The organism is Shewanella sedimentimangrovi (genome assembly GCF_017354965.1).
Classification (GTDB): Bacteria; Pseudomonadota; Gammaproteobacteria; order Enterobacterales; family Shewanellaceae; genus Shewanella; species Shewanella cyperi.
In genome coordinates this window covers 3,493,155-3,511,995 of the sequence record NZ_CP071502.1, presented here as the reverse complement: position 1 = coordinate 3,511,995, position 18,841 = coordinate 3,493,155, and the positions used below count along the sequence as shown (strand labels likewise).

At 56.5% G+C, this 18,841-nt stretch carries 21 protein-coding genes; 5 read left to right on the top strand and 16 right to left on the bottom strand.

Going from position 1 to position 18,841, the window contains the following annotated elements:
• Window positions 1-60: 60 nt before the first annotated feature.
• The 3 genes from JYB85_RS15635 to rlmB are packed head-to-tail and all read left to right on the top strand — an operon-like array spanning window position 61 to window position 3,870.
• Window positions 61-684 (top strand): tetratricopeptide repeat protein, encoded by a 624-nt coding sequence (locus JYB85_RS15635; protein ID WP_207380028.1) that lies wholly within the window; start codon window positions 61-63, stop codon window positions 682-684.
• Between the two features lie 39 nt (window positions 685-723).
• Window positions 724-3,129, top strand: a complete 2,406-nt coding sequence (rnr, locus tag JYB85_RS15630) for a ribonuclease R (protein WP_207380027.1) — start codon at window positions 724-726, stop codon at window positions 3,127-3,129.
• Entirely contained in the window at window positions 3,130-3,870 is a 741-nt protein-coding gene (rlmB, locus tag JYB85_RS15625; RefSeq protein WP_207380026.1) for a 23S rRNA (guanosine(2251)-2'-O)-methyltransferase RlmB, read from the top strand. It abuts the gene before it with no gap.
• A 55-nt stretch (window positions 3,871-3,925) separates the two neighbouring features.
• Here rlmB and JYB85_RS15620 read toward each other — a convergent pair whose 3' ends face one another.
• Genes JYB85_RS15620 through JYB85_RS15610 form a run of 3 tightly spaced genes read right to left on the bottom strand, consistent with a single transcriptional unit; the run spans window position 3,926 to window position 6,117 of the window.
• Window positions 3,926-4,657, bottom strand: coding sequence for a TIGR04219 family outer membrane beta-barrel protein (locus tag JYB85_RS15620; RefSeq protein WP_207380025.1), 732 nt, complete (start codon window positions 4,655-4,657; stop codon window positions 3,926-3,928).
• 2 nt (window positions 4,658-4,659) lie between these two features.
• Window positions 4,660-5,631 carry a DUF2333 family protein gene (locus JYB85_RS15615; RefSeq protein WP_207380024.1) on the bottom strand — a complete coding sequence of 324 codons (972 nt, stop codon included), beginning with the start codon at window positions 5,629-5,631 and terminating at the stop codon, window positions 4,660-4,662.
• 12 nt (window positions 5,632-5,643) lie between these two features.
• Window positions 5,644-6,117, bottom strand: a complete 474-nt coding sequence (locus tag JYB85_RS15610) for a copper chaperone PCu(A)C (protein WP_207380023.1) — start codon at window positions 6,115-6,117, stop codon at window positions 5,644-5,646.
• 32 nt (window positions 6,118-6,149) lie between these two features.
• Between JYB85_RS15610 and JYB85_RS15605 the strand changes: the two genes are divergently transcribed.
• Window positions 6,150-6,893: an enoyl-CoA hydratase gene (locus tag JYB85_RS15605; protein ID WP_207380022.1), complete on the top strand. Its 744-nt coding sequence runs from the start codon at window positions 6,150-6,152 to the stop codon at window positions 6,891-6,893.
• Between the two features lie 74 nt (window positions 6,894-6,967).
• Here JYB85_RS15605 and JYB85_RS15600 read toward each other — a convergent pair whose 3' ends face one another.
• The 11 genes from JYB85_RS15600 to JYB85_RS15550 all read right to left on the bottom strand — a co-directional run bounded on the left by JYB85_RS15600 (window position 6,968) and on the right by JYB85_RS15550 (window position 15,076).
• Window positions 6,968-7,159 (bottom strand): PspC domain-containing protein, encoded by a 192-nt coding sequence (locus tag JYB85_RS15600; RefSeq protein ID WP_207320859.1) that lies wholly within the window; start codon window positions 7,157-7,159, stop codon window positions 6,968-6,970.
• A gap of 147 nt (window positions 7,160-7,306) precedes the next feature.
• Complete coding sequence (locus JYB85_RS15595) at window positions 7,307-7,600, bottom strand: hypothetical protein (RefSeq protein ID WP_207380021.1); 294 nt, start codon at window positions 7,598-7,600, stop codon at window positions 7,307-7,309.
• 196 nt (window positions 7,601-7,796) lie between these two features.
• Window positions 7,797-8,822 (bottom strand): tRNA dihydrouridine(20/20a) synthase DusA, encoded by a 1,026-nt coding sequence (dusA, locus tag JYB85_RS15590; RefSeq protein WP_207380020.1) that lies wholly within the window; start codon window positions 8,820-8,822, stop codon window positions 7,797-7,799.
• Between the two features lie 272 nt (window positions 8,823-9,094).
• The gene (locus JYB85_RS15585; RefSeq protein ID WP_207380019.1) at window positions 9,095-9,664 is read right to left on the bottom strand and encodes a DUF3833 domain-containing protein; all 570 of its coding nucleotides are present in this window, start codon (window positions 9,662-9,664) and stop codon (window positions 9,095-9,097) included.
• A complete protein-coding gene (locus JYB85_RS15580) occupies window positions 9,661-10,167 on the bottom strand; it encodes a chalcone isomerase family protein (RefSeq protein WP_207320855.1) in 507 nt (168 codons plus the stop codon). Before JYB85_RS15580 ends, JYB85_RS15585 begins: the two co-directional genes overlap by 4 nt.
• Window positions 10,164-10,694, bottom strand: a complete 531-nt coding sequence (locus JYB85_RS15575; RefSeq protein WP_207380018.1) for a DUF2878 domain-containing protein — start codon at window positions 10,692-10,694, stop codon at window positions 10,164-10,166. Before JYB85_RS15575 ends, JYB85_RS15580 begins: the two co-directional genes overlap by 4 nt.
• Window positions 10,691-11,938: an SAM-dependent methyltransferase gene (locus tag JYB85_RS15570; RefSeq protein WP_207380017.1), complete on the bottom strand. Its 1,248-nt coding sequence runs from the start codon at window positions 11,936-11,938 to the stop codon at window positions 10,691-10,693. Before JYB85_RS15570 ends, JYB85_RS15575 begins: the two co-directional genes overlap by 4 nt.
• The gene (locus JYB85_RS15565) at window positions 11,939-12,673 is read right to left on the bottom strand and encodes a DUF1365 domain-containing protein (RefSeq protein ID WP_207380016.1); all 735 of its coding nucleotides are present in this window, start codon (window positions 12,671-12,673) and stop codon (window positions 11,939-11,941) included.
• Window positions 12,670-13,914, bottom strand: coding sequence for an NAD(P)/FAD-dependent oxidoreductase (locus tag JYB85_RS15560; protein ID WP_207380015.1), 1,245 nt, complete (start codon window positions 13,912-13,914; stop codon window positions 12,670-12,672). Before JYB85_RS15560 ends, JYB85_RS15565 begins: the two co-directional genes overlap by 4 nt.
• On the bottom strand, window positions 13,911-14,645 hold the full coding sequence (locus JYB85_RS15555) for an SDR family NAD(P)-dependent oxidoreductase (protein ID WP_207380014.1): 735 nt from the start codon (window positions 14,643-14,645) through the stop codon (window positions 13,911-13,913). Before JYB85_RS15555 ends, JYB85_RS15560 begins: the two co-directional genes overlap by 4 nt.
• Window positions 14,642-15,076 (bottom strand): nuclear transport factor 2 family protein, encoded by a 435-nt coding sequence (locus JYB85_RS15550; RefSeq protein WP_207380013.1) that lies wholly within the window; start codon window positions 15,074-15,076, stop codon window positions 14,642-14,644. The genes JYB85_RS15555 and JYB85_RS15550 overlap by 4 nt, the downstream gene beginning before the upstream one ends.
• A 669-nt stretch (window positions 15,077-15,745) precedes the next feature.
• Between JYB85_RS15550 and JYB85_RS15545 the strand changes: the two genes are divergently transcribed.
• Window positions 15,746-16,210, top strand: coding sequence for a chemotaxis protein CheX (locus JYB85_RS15545; RefSeq protein ID WP_207320849.1), 465 nt, complete (start codon window positions 15,746-15,748; stop codon window positions 16,208-16,210).
• Between the two features lie 5 nt (window positions 16,211-16,215).
• Here JYB85_RS15545 and alr read toward each other — a convergent pair whose 3' ends face one another.
• Window positions 16,216-17,292, bottom strand: coding sequence for an alanine racemase (alr, locus tag JYB85_RS15540; RefSeq protein WP_207380012.1), 1,077 nt, complete (start codon window positions 17,290-17,292; stop codon window positions 16,216-16,218).
• Window positions 17,293-17,328: 36 nt separating this feature from the next.
• Window positions 17,329-18,735 carry a replicative DNA helicase gene (gene dnaB, locus JYB85_RS15535; protein WP_207380011.1) on the bottom strand — a complete coding sequence of 469 codons (1,407 nt, stop codon included), beginning with the start codon at window positions 18,733-18,735 and terminating at the stop codon, window positions 17,329-17,331.
• Between the last annotated feature and the right edge of the window lie 106 nt (window positions 18,736-18,841).

Here is an 18,841-nt window from a genome sequence, read left to right as displayed (position 1 = left end):
ACTCAAGAATTGAGTTATACTGCCGATGTATTGGTCATTGCTTCTTTGTTGGAAACCGATATGTTGCGTTCAGTCTCTGCATTGATTTTCAGTCTGTCAGTTGCCGGCCTGGTCCACGCCGAAACCAAGGCGGTGGATGTCTATACCCAGGAACAGTTGCTGGACATGATCCGCGGTGGTTATTACCTTACCAAGGTTAAGAACGACGAATGCCAGCTGGTCCAAGATATAGAAGCCAGGGCCGAAGTGCTTAAGCAGCCCCTTTACCAGTTCCTGTGGGGGGAAATGTTTATTCACGGTGTGTGCCTTAAGGCCGATCCCGCCCGCGGCGTTTCCATGTTGAAGGAAGCGGCGGAACAGGGCAGTGCCGAGGCCATGCTGAAAATTGCCCGGTATTATGAAGAGGGCAAATACGTGTTCAAGGACAAGAACCGCGCCGTCATGTACGTGTTACCGGCGGCGGCAAACGGTGATCTCCTGGCTCGTATGGCGCTGGTGCGCCTATATAATGAAGGTTACGGTAGCCCCCGTGACTATGAACTTGCCTATCACTGGCTCTATAACGAAGTGTTCGGTGATGAAAAAATGAAGCAGGACGCTTGGAAACTGCTGCAACAACTTGAATCCAAAATGCCCGCCAGTTCCGTGGCCAGAGCCCGGGGTGAGCATATGTGGAGTTATTGAACGCCCTCGGGAATGAGGGCAGAAAACAATGGAATTTGAATGATTAAAGACCCTCATTTTGAGCGTGAACAAGATAAGTACGACAACCCGATCCCCAGCCGGGAATATATCCTCGATTACCTGAGATCCCAGACCTCGCCCCTGACACGCGATCATATCGCTGACGCCCTCAATATTCATGATGAAGAAAGGCTGGAAGCCCTGCGTCGGCGTCTGCGTGCCATGGAGCGCGATGGCGAGTTGGTGTTTACCCGTGGCCAGAGCTATGGCCTGCCCGAGCGCATGGATCTGATGTGTGGCACTGTGCTGGGTCACAGAGATGGTTATGGCTTTTTCCGCCCCGACGAAGGCGGTGATGACCTGTTCATCAACGAACGCGATATGCAACTGTATTTCCACGGCGACAAGGTGCTGGCACAAAAGGCCGGAGTCGATCGCCGTGGTCGCCGCGACGCCCGCATCGTGCGCCTGGTGACCGAGCGCAGCGCCCCCCTGGTGGGACGTATGGTGGTGGATGCCGGCATGGCCTTTGTGGTGCCCAATGACAAACGCATCACCCAGGAAATCCAGATAGCCAATGAAGATAAGGCCGGTGCCCGTCACGGCGATGTGGTGGTGGTGGAACTTACCCGTCGTCCCGGGCGCTATGTGCGTGCCGGTGGCAAGATCACCGAGGTGCTGGGCAAGGAGATGGCGCCGGGCATGGAGATTGAAATTGCCCTGCGCAATTACGATCTGCCCCATACCTGGTCGGCATCCATAGAGAAAAAGCTCAAGCGCATTCCCGATGAAGTCACCGAAGAAGACAAGGCCGGCCGTGTTGATCTGCGCCAGTTGCCGCTGGTGACCATAGACGGTGAAGATGCCCGTGACTTTGACGATGCGGTGTATGCCGAGCGCAAGAAGGGCGGCGGTTGGCGCCTGTGGGTGGCCATTGCCGACGTCAGTCACTATGTGCGCACAGGCTCGGCCCTGGATACCGAGGCCCGTGCCCGCGGTAACTCGGTGTACTTCCCGTCCCAGGTGATCCCCATGTTGCCTGAGAAGCTGTCCAACGGCCTGTGCTCCCTCAATCCCGGGGTGGACAGGTTGTGCATGGTGGCCGAGATGACGGTATCCGCCAAGGGCGGGCTGTCCGGCTACAAGTTTTTCCCGGCTGTGATGCATTCCCATGCTCGCTTTACCTATACCCAGGTGGCGGCCATGCTGGAAGGGGGAGACATCAAGCCCGAGCATCAGGCGCTGTTTCCACACCTGAAGGTGTTGCAGGAGCTGTATCTGGCGCTGGATGAGCAGCGTGCCGGTCGTGGCGCCATTGCCTTCGAAACTCTGGAAACCCAGTTTATTTTCAACGATCAGCGCAAGATTGAACGCATAGTGCCCAGAGCCCGCAACCAGGCGCACAAGATCATTGAAGAGTGCATGATCCTGGCAAACGTGGCCGCGGCCAAGTTTGTCAAAAAGCATAAGGGTGAAGTGCTGTACCGGGTACACGAGTCGCCCTCAGAGCAAAAGCTGACCCAGTTCAAGGACTTTCTCGCCGAGCGTGGCCTGAGCATGGGTGGTGGTCTGGAGCCGCAACCGAGCGATTATCAGGCGCTGATGGAACTGGTTGCCGGTCGTCCCGATGCCGAGCTTATCCAGGTGATGTTACTGCGCTCCATGCGTCAGGCCATTTATACCCCGGATAACGAGGGGCACTTCGGCCTGGCGTTGGAGGAATACTCCCACTTTACCTCGCCGATACGCCGTTATCCCGATTTAGTATTGCATAGGGTGATCCGTTACCTGCTGAGCAAGGAGCAGGGCGAGGCCACTGAAAAATGGACCGCCGATGGGGGCTACCATTACCAACTGGATGAGCTGGATTTACTCGGGGAAGAGTGTTCCAATACCGAGCGCCGCGCCGATGAGGCCACCCGTGATGTGTCTGACTGGCTCAAGTGTGAGTTTATGCAGGATCACGTGGGAGATACCTTCAGTGCCGTGATTGCCTCTGTCACCAGTTTTGGTTTGTTTGTGCGCCTTGATGAGCTGTTTATTGATGGCTTGGTGCACATCTCCAGCCTGGGCAATGACTACTATCAGTACGATCCCAATCGCCAGCGCCTGATTGGCGAAAATTCGGGCCAGATCTACCAGATAGGCGATCCGGTCACGGTCAAGGTGGCAGCGGTGAATCTGGACGACAGGCAAATCGACCTGCTGATGGTGGGTGACGATGGCGGTCGACGCAAGGGAGCCAAACGTCCCATGAGCGCCCGTGAGCGGGTAAATCTGGAAGGGGCCAAGCTGGCGAAAGGCGACAAGGGCGCGAAAGGTGAGCGTGATGCCAAGAGCGGTAAGTCGCGCCGTGGCAAGCCCGCAGCCAAATCAGCAGCAGCGGCCAAGAAAGATGCCCCTAAAAAGCCCAAGGCAGCGAAAAGAGTCAAGAGAAAGAAGTAAATGAAAAAACAGGAATTGGTATTTGGTATTCATGCGGTCGAGTCCTTGCTGAAGCATGCCCCCGAACGTGTGCTGGAAATGTGGTTGCTCAGTGGCCGTCAGGACGAGCGCATAGTGCCGCTGCTGGACATAGCCCAGACCTGGGGGGTCAAGCCCCAGGCGGCATCCCGCAAGACCCTGGATGATAAGGCCGAGAGTCCACAGCACCAGGGCATTATTGTGCGGGTCCGTCCCGCAAAGGTGTTGACCGAGAACGATCTTGAGGTACTGCTCGACAAGACAGAAATGCCATTTTTGCTGATCCTTGATGGCGTGACCGATCCCCATAACCTGGGGGCCTGTCTGCGCAATGCCGATGCCGCCGGTGTCCATGGTGTTATAGTGCCCAAGGACAATTCCACCGGACTGACGCCAACCGTCAGCAAGGTGGCCTGTGGTGCCGCCGAGACGGTGCCTTTGTTTCAGGTCACCAATCTGGCGCGCACCATGAAACGTTTGCAGGAGCGCGGCGTGTGGATTGCCGGCGCTGCCGGTGAAGCCGACAGCAACCTGTTCCAGGCGGATCTTAAGGGCGCGTTGGCCATCGCCATGGGTGCCGAGGGCAAGGGGCTGAGACGCCTGACCCGTGAGTGTTGCGACAGTGTGATTTCCATTCCCATGGCGGGTAGCGTGTCGAGTCTCAACGTGTCTGTGGCGACCGGCATATGCCTGTTTGAGGTGGTACGCCAACGTTTAGCGTAACCGCAAGTCAATAAAAAAGGGATTGCAGTGCAATCCCTTTTTTTGTGTCTGCAACTTAGAACACCAGTTCTACACCGGCAAAGAAGCCCTTGAATTCCATGTTGCTGCTGACATCTGAGAAGTTGTTGACGTCGAAATTGAAGTCACGGTAACCGCCGCGCACCCGGGTATCCAGGGCCACACCATCGAATTCCCATCCCAGACCAACGGCATAGTCATAGACACTGGTTTCATCTATGCCGGTCAGCACGTCGGCAAAGCCATACAGGCCCAGGCCGGGTACGCCGATGCTGGCACTGGCATAACCCATGATGATACCGCTGTCGATATTCATCTGGCCGGGCAGGCCGTCTTGTTCAACCCGGATGGCGCCGTCCATCAGCTTGTAGGCGGCACCCAGATCCAGTGATACCAGATCGTTGTCCAATAATTCGTAATAGAGCACGAAGTCGGTATTGGTCAGATCGCTGTTGGCGCTCAGGGGACCGTTGAAGTCACGGCCGCCGAAGCTGAACTCGCCGTTAAGCTCACCGTCGGCATCGAGGCTGTTCTGACGGATCATCACATTGGGCAGTGCCGGTACCGGATGCTCCATCGCCACCCACAGACTGGTCTGGGCTGAGCTGTCATAGTCAAAGCCCTGGTGCTGGCCGCTGCCATCAGCAAAAGTACCGCTGACATCTGTGTGCCAGTAGTCGGCTCCCAATTTGAAGCCAATGACGGTGGCGGCCTGGGCCGAAGAAACAGAAGCGGCAAGCAAAGCGGTCGCCAGTATAGCTTTTTTCATAATTAACCCTGTGAAAGCAAGTTGGTTAAATCTATCACCGCGGCATTGGCGCGGGACACGTAGTTGGCCATGACCAGGGAATGGTTGGCCACCAGGCCAAAGCCGCTGCCATTGAGGATCATCGGACTCCACACCGTTTGCTGGGTGGATTCCAGTTCGCGGATGATCTGTCGCAGGCTGACTTCGGCGTTCTTCTTTTTCAGTACGTCGGCAAAATCCACTTCCACCGCGCGCATGAAATTAAGCAGTGCCCAGCAGGAACCACGGGCTTCATAAAACACGTCATCTATCTGCCACCAACCGGTTTTAATGTGCTGGCTGGCGAGATTGGGCGTGGATTGGCGAGCGGCGGTATCGCCGGCCAGATCCGTATTCAGCCTGTCCTGTCCCACACTGGCCGACAGGCGCTGGGACATGCTGCCCAGGCGCTTCTGCACTTCCTTAAGCCATTCGTTGAGATTGTCTGCCCGGGCGTAGAACTGGGCATTTTGGTTGTGGCTGTCGGCAATCCGGGCGCGGTACAGCTTGAGCAGTTTTATCGCATCACTGTATTGGCTTTCGGCACTGGGGATCAGCCAGTTGCTGTGGGCTATGTTGAGCTTGGAGTGGGCCTCGAACAGGTCGTTGTCGGCGGTGGACTGGGACTGGGAGCGGCTGAATTCCTTGCGCATGATCAGTGCCAGATCCCGCGCTTGTTCCAAAGCACCGAATTCAAAAGCCGGCATGTTGTCCATCAGCACCGACGGCGGTGCCACGTCGTTTGATAACCAACCACCGGGTTTGCTGAGCAAGGTATCCAGGGTATTTATCAGGGCACTGGTAGTGGCGTAGCCGGTAATGATTTCGCCGGTTTCCGTGTTCAGTACTTCGGGTTCAAGGACATCGGGTTCACTGCTCCACCAGATGCTGACACCGTACAGTATCAGTATGACTGTGGCAGCCAGGGCCAGGATCTTCTTCCATGTGATTTGCATCTAACATACTCCCTAGTGGTGATGTTCGTGTGGCGCTGCATTGGTCCCTTGTTTGGCAACCGGCAAAGTGATCTCCAGGCTTTGACCATCGGCAAAGGTCAGGGTCAGGGCGATCTTCTGTCCTTCCTGCAGCGGTGCTTTCAATCCCAGCAACATGATGTGGTTGCCGGTTTCACTGAGGCTGACTGTGCCATGCTCGGGTAACTCCAGGCTGTCGAGTCGGCGCATTTTAACCAGCTCATTTTCGGTGATCAGGGTATGCAACTGTGCCTCATCGGCCGCCGGCGAGGAGACTGACACCAGCTTGGTGGCCGGGCCGTGGTTCATGAGGGTGAAATAGGCGGCACTGTTGGGCACGGAGGGCGGCATGGCGCGTACATAACCGTCCATCACCATGACTTGGGCCTGGGCCGACAGGGCGAAAGCGGCCAGCAGACTGGCTTTAAACAGTTGTTTGAATATCTGTCTCAATGTCATAAACTCCATGTAAAACCATCATGTCTATGAGGACACAACGCATGAGTACCATTCAGGTTCAGGATGATCAGGGAGTGCGGGTTATTCGTTTTAACCGCCCGGATAAGCGCAATGCACTCGATCTTGATATGTACCGGCAGCTCACAGAATACCTTATGCAAGGCGAGAGCGACAACGACATTCGTGCCTTTCTCATCACCGGCGAGGGCCATTGTTTTACCTCGGGTAATGATGTCGGAGATTTTTTAAAAAATAATGACTTAGGCGCCAATCATCCTGCCGTCCGCTTTCTCTATTGCTTGCTGGAACTGAAGAAACCCCTGGTGGCTGCGGTCTCAGGCGCCGCTGTCGGTATCGGCACCACCTTGCTGCTGCACTGCGATCTGGTGTATGCCGACGAAACCGCCCGCTTCCAATTACCCTTCGTTAACCTGGCCCTGGTACCCGAGGCCGGTGCCAGCATGCTGTTGCCTGAGTTGGTGGGTTACCAGAAGGCTGCCGAGCTGTTATTGCTGGGGGAGTCTTTTGGCGCCGACGATGCTCTGTGCATGAGGCTGCTCAACGATGTGGTCCCCATGGACGAGTTGCAGGCATTTGCCCTGGCCAAGGCCCACAAACTGGCAGAGCAACCTCCCGAGGCTTTGGGGATCACCCGACAACTGATGCGACCCCATAAGCACAGGGTGCAGCATCAGATGCATCTTGAGCTGGAAGCCTTCTCCGAACGGCTCAAGAGTGATGAGGCCAAAAACCGCTTTGCTGCCTTCCTTGGCAAGAGCCGCTGATCCCCTCCTCCTGCGACAGGCTCTGTGACAAAACCTGTTGCAGGAGGAGCGCTTGTCCGGCGATTTACCAGAGATCAGCGCTCCCACTTGTCCATGACCAGCGCCAGGGCAAAGTAACAGAGCAGTGCCATGGCCGGATTGAGTATCACCAACACGGCTGTGACTATCCGGGTCCAGAAACAGGACCAGCCAAACTTGTGTGCCAGTGAGGCGGCCACGCCACACACCAGGCGGCGGGGATTGTGCATACGGGACTCGATTGACATTCAGCGTCTCCTAATCAACTTTTCAATATCAGAATCTGTGCCAGCGCATCAGGCAGATGAGCCAGGAGCAGAAGGCGAAGGTGACCACCGGCAGCATAAGTACAGCGGCGGTCATCAGCGATAATCCTGCTGTCAGCCACATACCCCTTACTCCTTGGCTTGAGTCAGCTGAGTGTCGGTGCTGTCGGCTTGCTCATTGCTCTGGGGCTCAGCTTCGACCATTTCATACCAAGCTGTGGCGACTTCTGCCTGCAATTGCAACTGCAATTCGGTGGCAAAGGCTTTCAGTGCTTCCTGGGTATTGGCGCTTACGGTTTGTTCAACGGCGCTCAACAGATCTGTGCTGCTCACCTCGGCGGCATTGGCGGTGGTACTTCCCAGTCCCAACATCATCAAGACAGCTATCGGGGCAGAGAACTTGCGTATTTGACGATTCAACATGATGGCATTCCTTTGTAGTTACCAGTGACATACAGGTGATTACAAATGGCGTGCCAACTTTTCAATCCTTATTAAGATGTTGATAAATAATTGATTTATTTATTTGAGGCTGATGTGTGACAGGATGAGTAGTTGCCCTTTGGTGAAATTTGCCACAAGTGTGGTGAATTTCACCAAAGGGGATATTGAATGTGCTTCAGTCGTTGCCGGCCATGGCTTTGATGGCGGCTTCCACCACTTCAATCCCGGCACCCGGCTTGTGGGCATTCTCGCTAAGATAACGCCTCCAGGCCCGTGAACCTGGAAGTCCTTGGTATAAGCCTATGATATGACGGGTAATATGGTTCAGCCGTCCGCCATCTGCCAGATGTTTTCCTATATAGGGAAGTAATTTCCCGATAACCTCATCCCGGGTGATGACGGGAGAGGTGCGGTTACAGAGTTCGGTATCAACCCCGGCGAGTATATAGGGGTTTTGGTAAGCTTCCCGGCCGACCATCACGCCATCCAGATGTTGCAGATGCTCCTTGGCCTGTTCCAGGCTGGTGACGCCACCATTGATGCTGATGGACAGCTGCGAAAAGTCGCGTTTGAGTTGATACACCCGGTCATAATCCAGTGGCGGGATTTCACGGTTTTCCTTCGGGCTCAGGCCCTGTAACCAGGCCTTGCGCGCGTGGATGATAAAGGTATCGCAGCCGGCCGCCTCGACTTTGGAAATGAAATCGGTCAGGAATTCATAGCTGTCCTGCTCGTCAATGCCAATGCGGGTCTTGACCGTCACCGGAATGCCGACCTGTTGCCGCATGGCATCGACACACTCGGCCACCAGTGTGGGTTCGGCCATCAGACAAGCGCCGAAACGACCATTTTGTACCCTGTCTGAAGGGCAACCGACGTTGAGGTTGATTTCATCGTAGCCACGGGCTTCGGCCAGCCTGGCACAGGCGGCGAGATCCTTGGGATCCGAGCCTCCGAGTTGCAGTGCCAGCGGATGCTCTTCTTCGTTATAGGCCAGGTAATCTCCGCGGCCATAAAGGATGGCGCCCGTGGTCACCATCTCGGTATAGAGCAGGGCTTCTTTGGACATCAGTCTGGCAAAAAAGCGGTAATGGCGATCTGTCCAGTCCAGCATGGGGGCGACCGAAAAGGTGCGGTTGAGTGCCGCGCTAGCCAAGTTGCCTGATTTTAAAGGGGTTTCACTGAGCTGTTTCAGAGTCATTTAACGCGTTTTCCAGTCTTGTTTGATTGCACTACCCCCTGGCTGCCCAAGAGCTTGAGGGACAGGTCAATTCCGAGAGGTCAGGAAGGGCGGTTACCGGATAGATAAACGCAAGAGCAGTAGGCTATCGCTGACCGTCAGGGAACATGGGAGTGGGGCGCCAGTATACAGTGAATTACGCTGCTTTGGCAGACCGGGGCTGTCCATGACGGCAAAGCGCGCAAGCTATGCCGCTTATTGGCTCGAGTTGGCTTCCACATGGGTACAAAAGGTTACTGCAAGTCACCGGCGCCATTTACCGATGGAGTTTCCAGCTTTTCTATATACAGCAGTACCTCTCCGACCCGGAAACCCCACTTCTGGATTTCGGCCCGGTTAATCAGTCGCTGCTGATCCAGCAGATACATCCAGTCATCAAAATCGACCTTCACCTGCTCACCGTCCGGCAGCCTGAGGTTAAGGGTATAGCGCCAATTGAGCGCAAACCCCTGGGTGTGGCCCGAGGCTTCACCCACAACGTCATCGGCACGACCTCGCCAACTGCCGTCGGCTGACTGCTCCAGGATCCAGGTGCGCGTTTCACGGCGACCATCGTCAAAGTAGAATTGTTCGAACAGACGGCCTTTACCGTTCTGCCAATCCCCCTGCAAGGTGGCGGTAAAGCGGCTGCCTACGCTACCCGAGCGGTCAAGCACTATGCCGTGGGCCACCAGCGGGCCGTTAAAAAAGTTCGCCAAATCCCAATTTGGGCTTGAGCCCCGATACTCCTCGATGCGATTGCCACAGCCACCGATAACTAATGCCATCAGGCTGGCCCACACGATACAAAACCTGTTGCTCATGGTTTACTCTCTCCTCGCAGTTGCCGGGTCAGGGCCGGGTTGCGGCTGCGTTCATCCAGCCAGATGGCCAGAAAGGCCGGGGCGAAATCAGGGGGCAGCAGCTGACCAAGCGCATGCTCCCCATGCCAAAACTGGCTGTGTCCCTCCTTATCGACATAGAGGGTCAGCCTGTCGCCGGCCTGTATGTCCGGCCAGGTGGCTGCCAGCTGTGAAAGCCACTTTTCCTGCAGGTCTCTTGGTTCCTGCAACAGGCGCTGCCATTCCTCACGGGTTGCTGCCAGCAAATCCTCTCGTTCAATATCACGGGCATAGAGGATGCTCAGCGCCAGGGGCCTAGCATCCTTGTGGTATCGTCCATTGGGGCTGTAGAGCGTGGCGTCATAGAGTTTGAACCAGAGCCAATGCATTTCGCCCTGGCCGACGGGCTGAAGCTCTGCCAGCATGGGGGCCCCAGCGGCAGGCAAGCCCAGCAACAGACTGGCGGTAAGGATCATGGCTTTCATTTTCTCTCCTTGGCATGGGGTGCGGCATGGGATGCGCTGGCCGGGGGCCTGCTCCGCTGTTTGACTATTGCTACCAGCACGGGCAGCAGAACTGCCCAGATAAGCGCCAGCACAACCGCAGACCAAGGCGCACCAAAGGGCAGTGCCACACCGCCGAACTTGGCTCCGACCAGATATGCCAGCGGGCCGACAATGGCACCAAGCAGTGCCACCCACAGCGGGGACCATTGCTCAAGCCATCCCATGCCGTGGGGCAGGGTCCAAACAAAGCCGACCCAAAGCCCCAGCAGCCATAGGGGAAATGCATTAAACGCCAGCACTCCCTGGCCCCAGAGCAGCAGGTCTATGCTGAAGCCGCCTGCCGCCAGCGGCAGCAGCCACAGGTCCCGCTGCCGTGACGGGGTTAGCCACAGATGCAGTGCCAACATTGGCAGCAGGGGCCAGGGCGAGCGGAGCACCACCGCCAGGGTCCAGTAGATATCGAACCCAAGTAATTGGCCCCAGCGCCATGCGGTCTGACGTCTCATGGATATTGCCAGGAGCCGGCCCCGGGTTTGGCCGCTTCAAAGTGCACCAGGCTGATGCTGCGCTCGCGGAAACCACCCTCGCAGTAGGCAAAATAGAAGTGCCAAAGTCGGATGAAATCATCACTGTAGCCCTGGCGTCGCAATTCAGGTGCCATGGCGAGGAAGCGTTGGCTCCAGTCGCGCAGTGTCTGGGCGTAATGCAGTCCGTGATCATGAAGTCGCACCAAGGCCATGTCGGTGTGGCGGGCCAGCAGGTTGGTCATGTGGGACACACTGGGCAGGCAACCTCCGGGGAAAATGTAGCGTTGAATAAAGTCCACGCCTTTCAGGTACTGCTCAAAGCGCTGATCGGCTATGGTGATGGCCTGCAGCAACAGACGGCCTCCGGGTTTGAGCAGATTCGACAGCCGCTGGAAATAATCGGGTAAGAAGGCATGGCCCACGGCCTCAATCATCTCTATGGAGACCAGCTTGTCGAATTGGCCCTCCAGCGCCCGGTAATCTTCCAGCAAGAGGGTGATGCGATCTCCCAGGCCTTCGTGCTCGATCCAGATCCTGGCATAGTCCTGCTGGGCCCGGGATATGGTGGTGGTGGTGACGTGGCAGCCGTAGTGCTTGGCCGCATGTATGGCAAGGCCGCCCCAGCCTGTACCTATCTCAAGCAAATGATCTCCCGGCTGCAGCGCCAGGCGTTGGCAAATCAGATCCAGTTTATGTCGCTGCGCTTCATCCAGGGATGCGCCGCCATGGGGGTAGATTGCCGAAGAGTACTGCATGTTAGGGTCGAGAAAACCCTGGTACATGGCGTTGCCGAGATCATAGTGGGCTGCGATATTGGCCCGCGAGCCTTTGAGTGTGTTGCGGTTGGCCAGATGACGCAGCCGATTGAACGGAAATGTGAGCCAGCCAAGGCGCCTCTCCAGGGTATCCAGCAGGCTCATATTACGGGCCAGCAGGCGCACCAGAGCAACCGGATCCGGGCTCTGCCACAGTCCCTCGACCCAGGTTTCTCCGGCGGCGATACTGCCTCCCAGCAGCAGGCGGCGCCAGAAGCGGCCATCGCTGACACACAGTTCGGCATAAAGCTCGCCGGCAGTGCCGAAACGATGGATTTGGCAATCGCCGTCACTCTCATCAATCAGCGTCAACTGACCGTCCCGCAGACGGGGCAGCAGGCGAAGCACAATATTGCGGGCCATGCGATCAAGCTGGCTCAAGGGGCGGGAAGGGGCTACAAGTTCCATTCAGAGTCTCTCCGGATGAGAATAAAAAGGGGTGCGTTTCAGCCACAGTCTGAGGGCATGCCAGTAGATGCCAAGCAGTACCGTCAGTGTCATGCTTGGCCAGCGTCGCAGCAGCTGCCCCACTCCCGCCTTGTCTAGGGGCCGGGGGGTCAGAACCAGGGTGACATCAAACAGCTTGCTGTCAGCCTGTTGTGGATGGGTTTCGATGTGCACGTTCAGATCGCCACGGCCCGCCTGCGGTGGTCGTACCCGCCAGTGGTAGTCCATGTTCAGGTGCATAAAGGGCGAAACATGGAATGCCTTGCCTTGGGGGCGAGGTGCATCGAGATCGATGAGATAGTGAAAACGCTCGTTCCAGGGGGTATTGGAGACTTCAGCAAGCAACCAGCGAGCATGCTCACCCTCATAGCAGAAGTAGAAATTGACCGGGCTGAAGTAAAGCCCCAGACAGCGGCCATGGCCGACAAACAGGACGCGCCCGTCGCCCTTGCCTCCCAGCTCATGCACCCGTTTCCACACGGCATCCTTGAGAGGCATCGCCGGGTCGCCGAGGTAGTCCTTGCGATGAAACGCCAGCAGTGCCGGCCGATCAACACCGAATCGCGCTCCGCCCTGGTCGAGCAGTGGCAACTCGTCAAGATCCAGGGCGAGCATATAAAGATCATAGGAAAAATGGTGTGCCCGCGGCGCAAAGCGGCGATGGCGCACCTGACCTGTCAGCAGGGCACTGTTCACAGCCGTCCCCCCAGGCGTTCCACCACATCGAGTGCGCTTCGTACGCCGTCCTCATGAAAGCCGTTGTACCAGTAAGCACCGCAAAAATGGGTGTGCCCTGTGCCGCAGATTTCGTCACGCCGCCCCTGAGCTGCCAGGGAAGCCTGGTTGAATACAGGATGATCATAGACAAAGCGGCGCAGCACACAGCGCTCGTCCACCGCGTCGCCGGGATTGAGGGTAACGCAGAAGGTGTGAGGTGCTTCGATACCCTGCAGTATGTTCATGTTGTAGGTGACCAGTGGCAGTGATGCGTCGTCCCCATTGAGGCGATAGTTCCAGCTGGCCCATGCCTTGCGCCGGCGTGGCAACAAGCGGGTGTCGGTGTGCAACCAGACCTCGTTGGCTTGGTAGGTCATGGCGCCGAGCACCTCGCGCTCTGCTTCACTGGCATCATCGAGAAGGGCAAGCGCCTGATCGCTGTGGCAGGCGAAAATCACTTCATCAAAGGCCTCATCACCGACCTTGCTGCGCACCACGACACCATCGCCGTTGCGGCTGACCCCAAGCACAGGGGTGGCCAGGCGTATCCCACTTTCCCAGCCTTGGGTGAGCGGGGCTATATACTCCCTCGAGCCGCCGGGAATGACATACCACTGGGGGCGATTGGCCATCTCAAGCAAGCCGTGATGGGCGAAAAAACGCAGGAAAAAACCGAGCGGAAAGGCGCGCATGTCGGCCAGGGTTGACGACCAGATGGCTGCGCCCATCGGCAGTATATAGTGACGGGCGAAATGTTCAGAGAAGCCTTCCCGGAGCAAAAAGTCTCCCAGGGTCAGTCCAAAGGCGTCGCCCTGGGCCAAGGCCTCTTTCCCCAGACGGTTGAAGCGCAGGATTTCGCGGATGAAGTTCCAGAACCTTGGGCGCAGCAGATTGCGTCGCTGGGCAAACAGGGTATCGAGATTATGGCCGTTGTATTCGAATCCCTCCGGCGTACTCACCGAAAAACTCATCTCGGTTGGTTGCGCCCCCAGGCCTGTGCGCGCCAGCAGGCGCTGAAACCTGGGGTAGGTGCGATCGTTAAAAACAATAAAGCCGGTGTCTATGGCATAAGTGCGCCCGTCCAGGGTTACATCCACTGTGGCTGTGTGGCCCCCAAGAGAGGGCGCCGCTTCAAACAGGGTGACGGCATGGTGGCGGTGTAGCAGATGGCCTGCGGTTAATCCTGAGATTCCGGATCCTATGATGGCGATTTTTTTCATGCGGTCGCGTCCTTGGAACGGGTGATAAAGCGTGACAGTCGCAGCCACAGACTGCTTGGCAAAGCGCCCAGCAGACGCAGCGGCCAAATCAGCCGGCGCGGGAAATGTACCTCGTGCTGGCCGCGCGCAAGACCATGGCGGATCAGGCAAGAGGCTCGCTCCACTGTTTGCAGGGCCGGCATGGGAAAATCGTTACGTGCCGTCAGGGGAGTCGCCACGAACCCTGGCCTGACCAAGGTTACCCCTATGCCTGCTGCTGCAAGATCCAGGCGTAGGGTCGCTGCCAGGTAGTCAAGGGCCGCCTTGGAGGCGCCATAGGCTTCGGCCCGTGGCAGTGGCAGCCAGGTTACCGAGGAGCTGACCAGGGCCAAACGGCCTCCGCGTTGCAGTCGGGGCAGGAATGCCGCCAATACATGGGCCGTGGCAATCAGGTTGGTTTCTATAACCCGGGCAAACAGCAGGCTGTCAAACTCGCGGGCATTGTCTATGTACTCGCAGCTCCCGGCATTGAGGATCAGCAAATCCAAGTCTTTAACCTCGTCGGCCACCTGATGACAGGCTTGAGGATTACGTCCGTCAAAGCACAGCACATTGGCCCCGAGTGCCTGTAGCTGAGCCAGTCGCCCGGCATCGCGCCCGCAGGCCCATACCTGGTGACCTTCCTTTAGGTAGTCCATGGCCAGCTGGCGTCCTATGCCTGAGCTGGCGCCAGTAATGAGCACCCGCTTCATGCACCAAATCTCCTTTTTAGCGCCCTGACCACGGGACCGAGCAAGGGCAGGTGCTCGTAGAGCAATGCCCCGAGATCAAAGTAATCCCTGTGATGCAATACCATGCCGTGTTCGTCAAAATTGAGCCGGCTTGCGCCGCTGACAGTCACTGATTTGCCGGACGCAAGCCTTGGGTGACTCAGGGTCATGGTCCAGCTCAACCAGGCATACTGATCCGCCATGGTGGCTGACTCAATCTCAAAATGAATCGAATCAAGCTCCTTGTAGAGTGCTGAAAAATAGCGCTCAAGTGCCATCCTTCCTTGTATGCGGTGCGCCGGATCTTCAAACAGGATCCCATCGGCATAGACTTCGGCAAGCAAATGAAGGTTGTCCTTGTCCAAGGTCCGGTAGAGCTCTATAACGCGCACCAGGCGCTGATCCTGTTTCATGTTTCACTCCAAGGGTTTCAACATGTCATTGCATGCACTTAAGGTAAAATTAATCTTGTACACAATGATTGATTTTGTACAACTATGTATAGTTATAGCACTTATACAAAAAAAAGGAAGTTGTACAAGTTGGGAAAGTGCACTTATCAGTGTCAAATAGTCATAAGTATTTGTATTTTAGTAATATGCAGAATGAAAATACCGTTAGTCTGCTTTGTGAGGCCAAGGGCAGCAGGATGTTATGAGTAATGGCGGGCGCTGACTTTGGGCAGATGGGCATTTGCTGAGGGGGGAATGCTGACGGCAATAAGGGGATGCCTGCCAGGTTGTTAGCCCTCAAAGACAAACCGGCATGGCAGCTCTTTGTAAGCAACAAGGCGCATAGGATTAATCTGTTGCAGCGCCTTATTCACCATTGCCGCAATTAACATAAACCCGGACCTTAATTCCGCTTTGCCAGTTGTGAACATTTGTCACAATCACGGGCACTGCAGTATGGCTTGTCGGGAAAATGACTTATGCTTTAGAGAATTGTGAACCTTTACTTGGAAAAAGTTTTGCTGTTGGTTCACCATAAAAGCAGAGGCTTGGGGTTCTGGGCAGGTTATATCTCAGGATGTGGGGCTCTGGTTTGTACTTCTTTTGATTTGCTTAAGGGTGTCCCGAGATATGAACGTAGAATTCATCAATCCTTTTCTTCAGTCGCTGTTGAATGTCATTTCCACCATGGCATCAATGCAGTTGAATCCGGGTAAACCCAAACTCAAAACCGATAACCTGGCCAAGGGAGATGTCTCGGGGCTGATTGGTATGGTGGGGCCCCAAACCAGGGGTTCGATGTCCATTACCTTTGAGCAGGGACTTATTCTGGAAATCATGCAGAACATGCTGGGAGAAAACCCCGGTACCATCAATGATGAGGTGACAGATCTGGTGGGGGAGATCACCAACATGGTGACCGGCGGCGCCAAGAACCTGTTGGGGGAGAAGGGCTATAACTTTGAAATGGCAACCCCAATGGTGGTGGCGGGCCTGGGCCACAGGATCTCCCACAAGGCCGATGGCAAGAAGATCATCATGCCTTTTACCAGCCCACACGGCACCGCCTACATTGAAATCTGCTTCGAAAACTAACTGCCTCAGGCGAGGCAGACAGCTACCCTCGGGGTTAATTTGGTCACCAGTTCATAGGCGATAGTGCCTATGTGCTGGGCCACTTCTTCCACCGGTAAGTCCCGGCCCCACAGCAAGGCTGAGTCTCCCACTTTGTCCGTGGCATCCAACCCCAAATCCACCGTCAGCATATCCATGGACACCCGGCCCACTATGGGCACCCGACGACCATTGATAAGTACCGGGGTACCTTCGGGCGCATTGCGCGGATAGCCGTCGCCATAGCCTATGGCCACCACACCCAGCTTGGTGTCCTTGGGGGCTGTCCAGGCCGCGCCATAGCCGACGGGTTCACCGGCGCTGTGATCACGTACCGCAATCAATTGGGATACCAGCTCCATGGCGGGAATAAGGCCATGGTTGCTGCCAAGATCGCCGCAGACAGGGGATACACCGTACAAAGCAATACCCGTGCGGATCCAGTCTCCCTGACTTTCGGGCCAGTAGAGGGCGCCGGCGGAATTGGCCAGGGTTCGCTCTCCGGGCAGATCCCGGGTCAGGTCGTTGAATACCTTGATTTGCCTGGCGGTAAAGTCGTTGTCCGGTTCATCCGAGCAGGCAAAATGAGTCATTAAATGGATTGGCTTGGCCACATTGGGGCAGGCCAGCAACCTTTGATACAGCTCGTGAAACCGCTCCGGCGTAACCCCCAACCTGTGCATGCCGGAATCCAGCTTGAGCCAGACGGTTACGGGGCGGCTCAGGGTGCAGGATTCCAGCATCTGTAGCTGGGACTCGTGGTGCACCACGGTTTCTATGTCGTGTTCTATCAGTAAGGGCAGGTCTTCCTGGCGGAAAAACCCCTCAAGCAGCAACAGCTTGGCCTTGACCTTGCCGGCTCTCAGTTCCAGGGCCTCCTCCAGGCGTGCCAGGCCGAAGCCATCGGCATCGGCGACGCACTGGGCCACGTTGAGCAGCCCGTGGCCATAGCCATTGGCCTTGACCACGGCCATGACCCGGCTGTCCGGGGCCAATTGTCTGAGTCTGGCAAGATTGTGTTTCAGGGCGCTACTGCTGATTTCTGCGCGGGGAAAGGGTTTCAATCCATCAACCTTGTGTTGCGAATGCCTGTTGCCGGATCAGTCTTCTTCAAACTGAGGACCGGCGTAATTGTCAAAACGGGAAAATTGTCCCTGGAAGGTCAGGCGCACCCGGCCAATAGGACCGTTACGCTGCTTACCAATAATGATTTCCGCCGTGCCCTTATCCGGTGAGTCGTCGTGATACACCTCATCGCGGTAAATAAACATGATGAGATCCGCGTCCTGCTCAATGGAGCCCGATTCACGCAGATCCGAGTTCACCGGGCGCTTATCGGCCCTTTGTTCCAGCGAACGGTTCAGCTGTGACAGAGCGATAACCGGAATTTCCAGCTCCTTGGCCAGAGCCTTGAGCGAGCGGGAGATCTCGGCAATTTCCAGGGTCCGGTTGTCGGCCAGGGCCGGCACCTGCATCAATTGCAGGTAGTCGACCATGATCATCGACAGGCCGCCGTATTCCCGGGCGATACGACGGGCACGGCTGCGCACTTCGGTGGGGGTCAGACCCGAACTGTCATCTATATACATCTTGCCCTGTTCGAGCATGATGCCCATGGTGGATGACACCCGGGCCCAATCGTCATCATCCAGCTGACCGGTACGTATCTTGGTCTGATCGACCCGGCCCAGTGAGGCCAGCATACGCATCATGATCTGTTCCGAGGGCATCTCGAGACTGAAGATCAGTACGGGTTTACCTTCGTTAAGGGCCGCCTGTTCACACAGGTTCATGGCGAAGGTGGTCTTACCCATGGACGGACGGGCCGCGACTATGATGAGATCCCCGGACTGGAAGCCGGCGGTCATGCGATCGAGATCCGAGAAGCCACTGGACACACCGGTCACACCGTTGTGTGGGTTGTTGTACAGCTGCTCAATCTTGTCGACGGTTTTTTCGAGAATGGTCTTGATGCCTTCCGGGCCCTCGTTGGCGTTGGCCCGCTGCTCGGCAATCTTGAAAACCTTGGATTCAGCCAGGTCCAGCAGGGCGCTGGAGTCCCGGCCTTCCGGGTTGTAACCCGCGTCGGCAATCTCGTGGGCGACGCGGATCATCTCCCGCACCACGGCCCGCTCACGAACAATCTCGGCATAGGAGAGTATGTTGCCGGCACTGGGGGTGTTCTTGGCAATTTCACCCAGGTAGGCGAAACCGCCGGCATCTTCCAGTTCGTCGTTCAGCTCCAGTCGTTCTGATACTGTGATCAGGTCGATAGGCTGGCCGACTTCCACCAGCTTTTGCATGGCGCCAAAGATCATCCTGTGGGAACGGGAGTAAAAATCTTCCCGTACCACGGCCTCGGCCACCTTGTCCCAGGCCTCTGAATCCAGCATCAGGCCGCCGAGTACCGACTGTTCGGCCTCGATAGAGTGAGGTGGCATTTTGATCGCATCCAGCTGGGCGTCCCGCGTGGGCGACTTAGACTTAAATGCGGCTTGTTGAGACATTGATGCTCCCGATTTCCAACGACTTTGCAAAATATGATATAACCCCGGGGCACCGAACGGGCGCCCCTAACCCGCCTGTTTTCCATCCACAAAGGACATAAGAACA

Bases quoted from the DNA above. Each gene is read 5' to 3' on its own strand.
- JYB85_RS15635 (WP_207380028.1), top strand. From the start codon at position 61: ATGTTGCGTTCAGTCTCTGCATTGATTTTCAGTCTGTCAGTTGCCGGC.
- rnr (WP_207380027.1), top strand. From the start codon at position 724: ATGATTAAAGACCCTCATTTTGAGCGTGAACAAGATAAGTACGACAAC.
- rlmB (WP_207380026.1), top strand. From the start codon at position 3,130: ATGAAAAAACAGGAATTGGTATTTGGTATTCATGCGGTCGAGTCCTTG.
- JYB85_RS15620 (WP_207380025.1), bottom strand. From the start codon at position 4,657: ATGAAAAAAGCTATACTGGCGACCGCTTTGCTTGCCGCTTCTGTTTCT.
- JYB85_RS15615 (WP_207380024.1), bottom strand. From the start codon at position 5,631: ATGCAAATCACATGGAAGAAGATCCTGGCCCTGGCTGCCACAGTCATA.
- JYB85_RS15610 (WP_207380023.1), bottom strand. From the start codon at position 6,117: ATGGAGTTTATGACATTGAGACAGATATTCAAACAACTGTTTAAAGCC.
- JYB85_RS15605 (WP_207380022.1), top strand. From the start codon at position 6,150: ATGAGTACCATTCAGGTTCAGGATGATCAGGGAGTGCGGGTTATTCGT.
- JYB85_RS15600 (WP_207320859.1), bottom strand. From the start codon at position 7,159: ATGTCAATCGAGTCCCGTATGCACAATCCCCGCCGCCTGGTGTGTGGC.
- JYB85_RS15595 (WP_207380021.1), bottom strand. From the start codon at position 7,600: ATGTTGAATCGTCAAATACGCAAGTTCTCTGCCCCGATAGCTGTCTTG.
- dusA (WP_207380020.1), bottom strand. From the start codon at position 8,822: ATGACTCTGAAACAGCTCAGTGAAACCCCTTTAAAATCAGGCAACTTG.
- JYB85_RS15585 (WP_207380019.1), bottom strand. From the start codon at position 9,664: ATGAGCAACAGGTTTTGTATCGTGTGGGCCAGCCTGATGGCATTAGTT.
- JYB85_RS15580 (WP_207320855.1), bottom strand. From the start codon at position 10,167: ATGAAAGCCATGATCCTTACCGCCAGTCTGTTGCTGGGCTTGCCTGCC.
- JYB85_RS15575 (WP_207380018.1), bottom strand. From the start codon at position 10,694: ATGAGACGTCAGACCGCATGGCGCTGGGGCCAATTACTTGGGTTCGAT.
- JYB85_RS15570 (WP_207380017.1), bottom strand. From the start codon at position 11,938: ATGGAACTTGTAGCCCCTTCCCGCCCCTTGAGCCAGCTTGATCGCATG.
- JYB85_RS15560 (WP_207380015.1), bottom strand. From the start codon at position 13,914: ATGAAAAAAATCGCCATCATAGGATCCGGAATCTCAGGATTAACCGCA.
- JYB85_RS15555 (WP_207380014.1), bottom strand. From the start codon at position 14,645: ATGAAGCGGGTGCTCATTACTGGCGCCAGCTCAGGCATAGGACGCCAG.
- JYB85_RS15550 (WP_207380013.1), bottom strand. From the start codon at position 15,076: ATGAAACAGGATCAGCGCCTGGTGCGCGTTATAGAGCTCTACCGGACC.
- JYB85_RS15545 (WP_207320849.1), top strand. From the start codon at position 15,746: ATGAACGTAGAATTCATCAATCCTTTTCTTCAGTCGCTGTTGAATGTC.
- dnaB (WP_207380011.1), bottom strand. From the start codon at position 18,735: ATGTCTCAACAAGCCGCATTTAAGTCTAAGTCGCCCACGCGGGACGCC.